Consider the following 6,224-nt stretch of genomic DNA (forward strand, 5'->3'; position numbering starts at 1 on the left):
GAAGCGTCGCACGGCCGTACAGTTGCAGCGAAGTCGTTGCTGGCCATGTTCGCGTGCGTGCCGCCGGCGCTTGCCTGGCCGAAGTCGCTTTGCTCCCAGAGGGTGGCGGCGGCCGCCGGGGTCATTGTAAAGAGGGCGGCGGCGGTGATGCCGGCCAGGGTGGCGGAATGGCGTTTCTTGGTCATAGTGATCTCTCCTTGCCGGTACGTTGGGGCAGCGCGGCGCTTATGGGGCGGCGCCATGGATGGTTGGACGACGGCGGCACCAAGCCGAAGACTGGCCTGGCGACCGTGCGCGAGATTCTCGCCGTCGACCGGTAACGTATGGGTAACACGGGGTGCCACCGGTGGGAAAAGGCAGATCAGTCCGGCAGACTGGCGCGCGTGCTGGCGGGCAACTCGCACAAGGCGACGGTGTGCGCCGATGGCATGACGCCGAGTCCGAGGGCGAGAGCGCGGCGACAACGCTGGTAGGTGCGCAACGCTTGTGTCGTCTGCTGTCGTGCGAGATAGAGCTCGATCAGTTGCTGGTAGGCCGGTTCGGCCAGTTCGTCCACCTCGATCGCGCCGTCGAGCAGGCGTTCGGCGGCCTGCCAATCGGCTTGCCGGCGGGTTTCGGCGGCGGCCTCGATCAGCGCTTCGACGAGTCGTCGCTGGTAGCGCTCACGCACCGGGATCAGCCAGGAATCAGGCTCGCCGGCGAGGAAGGGCCCGCGGTAAAGACGCTGGCCCGCCTCAAGCGGCCCGTCGCGCAGACTGGTGTCGAGCGCCCAGCCATCGAACCAGCAGAGTTGCGTGTCGAGCGACAAGCGTCCGCCGCTGTGGCTGATCGCCTGACGCACACCGAGCAGTTCGCGCAAACGCTGCAGCGTGGTGATCAGGGCGCGCTGGCCAGCGTCGCCCTCAGCGCCTGGCCACAACCAGTCGATCAGCTGGCTGTCGGCAACCTGCCGGCCGCCGAGCGTGAGGAGGCCCTTCAGCAGTTCGAACGGCCGCCGCTGCGCCTTGCCGTCGAAGCTCAGTTCGTGATCGTTGCGCACGATGCGCAGGCCGCCGAAGGTGAACAGTTTCAGGGGCCACGGCCAGGCCGGGTTGCAGACCGCCGCCGGGGGCGCTTGCAGGCTGCGGCGACGGATCAACTGGCGCGCGAACTCCGCTTCGACGCCAAGTTCCAGGGCACGACCGCAGAGGCGCGCCAGGGTGGCCGGATAGAGCCCGCCGTAAGCCCAGTGGCCATGTCGGCGAGCGTAACCGAAAGCTTCGCCGAGCAGCCGCGGCAGGGCTGACGGGTCGTCGCCGCCGAGTTCGGCGACCGCCGCGCGTTGCATGCTGCAGGCGACCAGCGCCGTGACGCTGCCCATCGCGCGGGCCCGTTCGAGCGCCCGCTCGCCATGCTGTCGGGCGGCATCGACGCGACCCGAGCTGGCCAACAACTCGGCCAGCAGGCCGCGGCTGATCGCCTCGAAGAAGGCGAAGCGCCGCGTTTGCGCGTTGTCGACGGCGACTTCCAGCAGATGAACGGCTTCGTCGAGGCGACCGGCAAGGGCCGCGCGCCAGCCGGCAAGAAAGTAATACTGCGCGACGTCGATCTGCCCCAGACTGGCGATCTCGGCCGCGATGCGCTGCAGGTAGCGGTCGGCCGCGTCGAGTTCGCCGCGTAGGCAGTGCACATAGACGTGCTGGAAAGCGAACTGACGGTCGATGGCGTGCGCACCGGTTTCGCTCGCCAGACGAGTGTAGTAATCGAGACGCTCCAGCGCCATGTCGGGCGATCCGCCGATCCAGTGCTCGATGACGTCGGAAAGACCACCGACCAGGCGGTGAAAGGCTGGCACGGCGGGATCGTCGAGCAGCGGGCGCAAGCCGTGCAGATGGGCCGCCAGGCCGCCCATGCCGGTGATCGCCGCGTGGTAGAGGGCGAGCAGGCCGCCGATAGCGACGCGGTCGGCACGGCGCAGCGGCAGTTTGTACAGCCGTCGCACGGTACGCAACCAGGGAGCGAACTCGGGTGCCTGCGGGCGCAGGAAGAAGGTGGCGCTGAATCCGTAGACGGAAACCTGCGCCCGGACGGTCAGGGATGGATAGCGCGGAAACCTGACGCGGAGTTCGCGCAGGCGCACCAGCCATTGTTCGAGGGCACCGTAGTCGTCGCAGGCGTAAGTGATTCCTTCGATCACGCCGCACCAACTCCGGTACAGCCCCTCGGCATCGCCGGCAGCCCAGAATGCGGCGTAGGCACGCTCGAACTGCCGATAGCCTAGCCGCGCGTCGCGTGCCAGCAACGCGGTGGCGTACCAGTATTCGATCCATGGGCGCCGTTCGTCGGCCGGCAGCGCCTCGGCCCAGCCCGCCAGCGTCGAATAACGCCCGGCGCGCAACAGCTCCGGTGCCTGGCGTAGCAGGAGCGTGCTCAAACCCGGCCAGTTTTGTGCCGCCATGTGCAGATGGGCGGCCGCCTCGGGCAGTCCGGCGGCTTCCAGGCAGCCGGCGAGATGGGCCAGGCGGGTCGCCAGTTCGTCAGCCGACCAGAGCACTCGGGAGCGCTCCTGGAGAAACTCACGTAGCAGGCGGTGGTAGCGCCAGGTCGGTTCGCGACCGCGGTCGACGGCGAGCAGCATGGTCTGACGCGCCAGGCTGGCGATGCTCGCAGCGATGTCGGCCGCCGGCATCGCCTGGCGGGCCAGGGCTTCGGAGACGAAGGGCATCCAGGCGGTGACCAGCATGAACTCGCGCAAGGCCGCGTCGGCGTGGTCGTAGAGCTCGGCGGCGAGAAAGCCGAAAAGCGTCGCCGAGGTATCGGCGGCCACCGCTGTCGGCAGGCTCGCGGGTTCGTCGCGGCCAGCGGCGAGGGCGAAGGTCAGGGCGCCTATCCATCCGTCGCACCAGCGGTGCCAGCGTTCGGCCCGCCGCCCGTCTTCACCAGCGCTGCCGGCTGGCTGGCCGCCGATCAGTTCGCCGACCTCAGCGACGGTCAGCGCCAGCTCGCGGAAGTCGATCGTGAGCAGGCGCCCGCGCAGCCGTGCGCCGTCGAATGCGGCCGGCGCCGCGTGCCGACTGAGTAGCCAGAGACGGTGGCCGGCCGGCAGTTCGTCGAGCAGGTTGGCGAGCACCCGTTGCAGGGGGCTGGTGGCCGGGATCCAGTGCCAGTCGTCGAAGGTCAGCGTGGTTTCGGCGGGGAGACGGGTAAACAAGGCGCGAAACCAGGCGCGGGCGAAATCGTCGAGTTCATCGCCGACTTGGCGTCCGTAGCCCGGCAGGTCGGCCGCCCGCCGCCGTGTGGTCAACGCCGCCGCGGCGAGGCCAAGGAAATGGAAGAAGGTGCCCGGGTCGGCGTCGCCGCGGTCGATCTGGTACCAGATCACTGGCCGCTCGCGCCGGCGCAGCGCGGCGGCGGCGAGGACGGTTTTGCCGCTCGCCGCCGGGCTGCCTATCCACAGCCCGGTGCGCGTTTCGGATGGATCGTGCCCTGGAAATTTCCTATCCTTGGGTAGCGCGTCGTTCATTTGCCTGGCGAGCCGCTCGTCGTTCCGTTGGCAGCCGGCAGACTGAGCAGCGCCCGCAGACCGCCGAGCGGGGAATCGGCGAGCCGGAGCCCACCGCCGTAGACCTGAGCCAGATCGCCGACGATCGACAGGCCCAGCCCACTGCCCGGCACCTGTTGATCGGCGCGCACGCCACGGCGCAGGACCGCATCGCGCTGGCCAGCGGCAATCCCCTGGCCATCGTCGTCGATCGCGATCGTCAGTCCGCCGGTATCGAGCCGGGCCGCGATCTCGACCCGGCCAGCCGCCCATTTGCAGGCGTTGTCCAGCAGATTGCCGAGCATTTCCTGCAAGTCCTGCTCTTCGCCGCGAAAAACCAGATCCGGGGAAATCGGATGCAACACCAGTTCCAGATCGCGCCCGGCGTGAATCCGCCGCATGGCGCGCAACAGCCCCTCGAGAACCGGCCCCACTGCCGTTCGCGCGCCGGCCAGGCGCCCGGCCGCGGCCGCCTGGGCACGCGCCAGATGGTAGTGCACCTGCTTGCGGGCGGCGTCGACCTGCGTCGCGACCAGGCGGGCGAGCTCATCGTCGCGACCGGCGGCGGCGTTGCCCAGGATCGCGAGCGGCGTCTTCAGGGCGTGCGCGAGATTGCCCGCCTGCGTGCGCGCGCGCTCGACGACCTCGGCGTTCTGCGCCAGGACGCCGTTGAAGTCGTCGACCAGCGGCGCGATTTCGGCCGGAAAGTCGCCTTCCAGGCGCGGCGCCTGGCCACTACGCAGATCGCCGAGGGCGGCGCGCAACTCGTGCAGCGGTGCCAGCCCGACGCGTACCTGGACCAGTGCGGCAATCACCAGTCCTCCGGCCAGCAAACCGAGGGCAAGCCACAAGGCGCTGTCGAAACGCGTGGCCGGATCGATCATCAGGTGCTCGTCGGCCGCCACGATGAGGCGGAACTCGCGCGCTGCGGTTTCGGGGCGCTCGTCGACCTGGATGCTGCGTTCTATCACTTCCAGCCGTGTTCCCGCCGGACCGTCGAGCCGGTGGCGGTGGACTTCGCCGTCGGCCGGCGCATCGACCGGCGCCGCCAGAACGTAGTCCCAGAGCGAACGCGACCGCAGCCGCCCGGGCGTCGCCGCAGCGCCGGTCGCCAGGTCGTCGATCTGCCAGTAGAGGCCCGAATACGGTCGCTCCAGACGCGGGTCGCTCAAGGGCACCGACAGTGCCGGCCGCCCTTGCTCATCGATCGTCAGATGCGCGGTCAACTGGTCGAGATGGGTTTTCAGCTCGGCATGAAACTGCGCCGCCACGTGCTGGCGGAACAGACCGCCCAGGCTCCAGCCGGCCACCACGACCGATGCGACGATCCAGAACAGGGTGCCGACGAGCAGGCGAATGCGCAGCGATCCGCGCCACGCGACAGGCCTCATCGCGGTGCGCTCAACCGGTAACCGAGGCCGCGCACGGTTTCGATCAGCCCCGGCGGCAGTTTCTTGCGCAAGCGGGCAATGAAGACTTCGACCGTATTCGAGTCACGATCGAAGTCTTGTGCGTAGATGTGCTCGACCAGGTCGCTGCGCGACACCACTTCGTCGCGATGATGCATCAGGTAGGCCAACACGCGGTATTCGTGGCTGGTCAGCGTCAAAGCCCGACCATCGATCGCCGCGCGGCCGTGGCGAGTGTCCAGCGTCAACGGACCGCAAGCCAGTTCGGCGCTGGCGTGGCCGCCGGCGCGGCGGATCAGCGCGCGCAGGCGAGCGAGCAGTTCTTCCATGTGAAAGGGCTTGCTCAGGTAGTCATCGGCCCCGGCGTCGATGCCGGCGACCTTCTCGTGCCAGCCGTCGCGCGCGGTCAGAATCAGGACCGGCATGTCGCGACCGGCGGCACGCCATTTTCTGAGGACGGTCAGGCCGTCGATCTGCGGCAGGCCGAGGTCGAGGACGACCGCGTCGTACGGGCTGCTGTCTCCCAAATGGTGGGCATCCACGCCGTCGGCTGCCGCGTCGACGACATAGCCTGCGGCCCGCAGTCCGGCGACCACCTGGCGGCGCAGAATGGCGTCGTCTTCGACGACGAGCAGGCGCATCAGTGTCCGCCGGCACGCCGGCCGGGTTCGTGCGGGCCGCTGGCCGCGCGCTCGCGGGCGGCGAGAATGCTGCCGTCCCGGGCGTCGACTTTCAGCTTCACCAGCGCGCCGCCGCTGCGCAAGGTCTTGATCTCATATATCCAGCGACCGCCGTCGCGCTCAAGTTCGACCTCCAGCACCTGCCCGGGATAGCTGCGTTCGACGCGCTCGATGATCGCCCGCAGCGGGAGAACCTCGCCCGCTTCGAGCGCTTGGCGAGCGCGATCGTGGTCGTGGTCACGCCCGCCGTCGGCCCGACCGCCAGCGGGCCAGGCCAGCACTGAAGCGGCGGCGAGGTGAATCAGCCAAAACCGAACGCCGCTGGTCATTCAGGGCCTCCGGCTCACTGCGCCCTGGCACCGCCGCCCATGCCCGGCCCTGGCCCTCTGCCTACCGCCTGCTGGTGGGCGGCAAACTCGGCGGGGCTGATCGAGCCATCGCCGTCCTGGTCGATCTCGGCAAACGACGGGGCGCCGGCCATCCCGCGCATCGGCCGGCCGGCACGCTGCGCCTGTCGTTCGCTGCGCGTCGCGTCGAACTCCTGCGGGGTGATCTTGCCGTCGCCATTGCGATCGAAATCGGCAAACGTCGGCCTGGCCATTCCTGGCCCGGCGG

At 69.3% G+C, this 6,224-nt stretch carries 6 protein-coding genes; all 6 read right to left on the bottom strand.

The window, feature by feature from the left end; all coding sequences use genetic code 11:
- The coding region (locus CAPSK01_RS14275) for a hypothetical protein (protein WP_034928031.1) at positions 1–185 on the bottom strand (185 nt) is incomplete at its 3' end.
- Between the two features lie 176 nt (positions 186–361).
- Entirely contained in the window at positions 362–3,502 is a 3,141-nt protein-coding gene (locus CAPSK01_RS14280) for a BTAD domain-containing putative transcriptional regulator (RefSeq protein WP_034928034.1), read from the bottom strand.
- Positions 3,499–4,911: a sensor histidine kinase gene (locus CAPSK01_RS14285; protein ID WP_034928037.1), complete on the bottom strand. Its 1,413-nt coding sequence runs from the start codon at positions 4,909–4,911 to the stop codon at positions 3,499–3,501. Before CAPSK01_RS14285 ends, CAPSK01_RS14280 begins: the two co-directional genes overlap by 4 nt.
- The gene (locus tag CAPSK01_RS14290) at positions 4,908–5,570 is read right to left on the bottom strand and encodes a response regulator transcription factor (RefSeq protein ID WP_034928040.1); all 663 of its coding nucleotides are present in this window, start codon (positions 5,568–5,570) and stop codon (positions 4,908–4,910) included. The genes CAPSK01_RS14285 and CAPSK01_RS14290 overlap by 4 nt, the downstream gene beginning before the upstream one ends.
- Entirely contained in the window at positions 5,570–5,938 is a 369-nt protein-coding gene (locus CAPSK01_RS14295; protein ID WP_273703735.1) for a PepSY domain-containing protein, read from the bottom strand. Before CAPSK01_RS14295 ends, CAPSK01_RS14290 begins: the two co-directional genes overlap by 1 nt.
- 14 nt (positions 5,939–5,952) lie before the next feature.
- A partial coding sequence (locus tag CAPSK01_RS14300) for an EF-hand domain-containing protein (protein WP_273703736.1) occupies positions 5,953–6,224 on the bottom strand: 272 nt, incomplete at its 5' end.

The organism is Candidatus Accumulibacter vicinus, assembly GCF_000584955.1.
Classification (GTDB): domain Bacteria; phylum Pseudomonadota; class Gammaproteobacteria; order Burkholderiales; family Rhodocyclaceae; genus Accumulibacter; species Accumulibacter vicinus.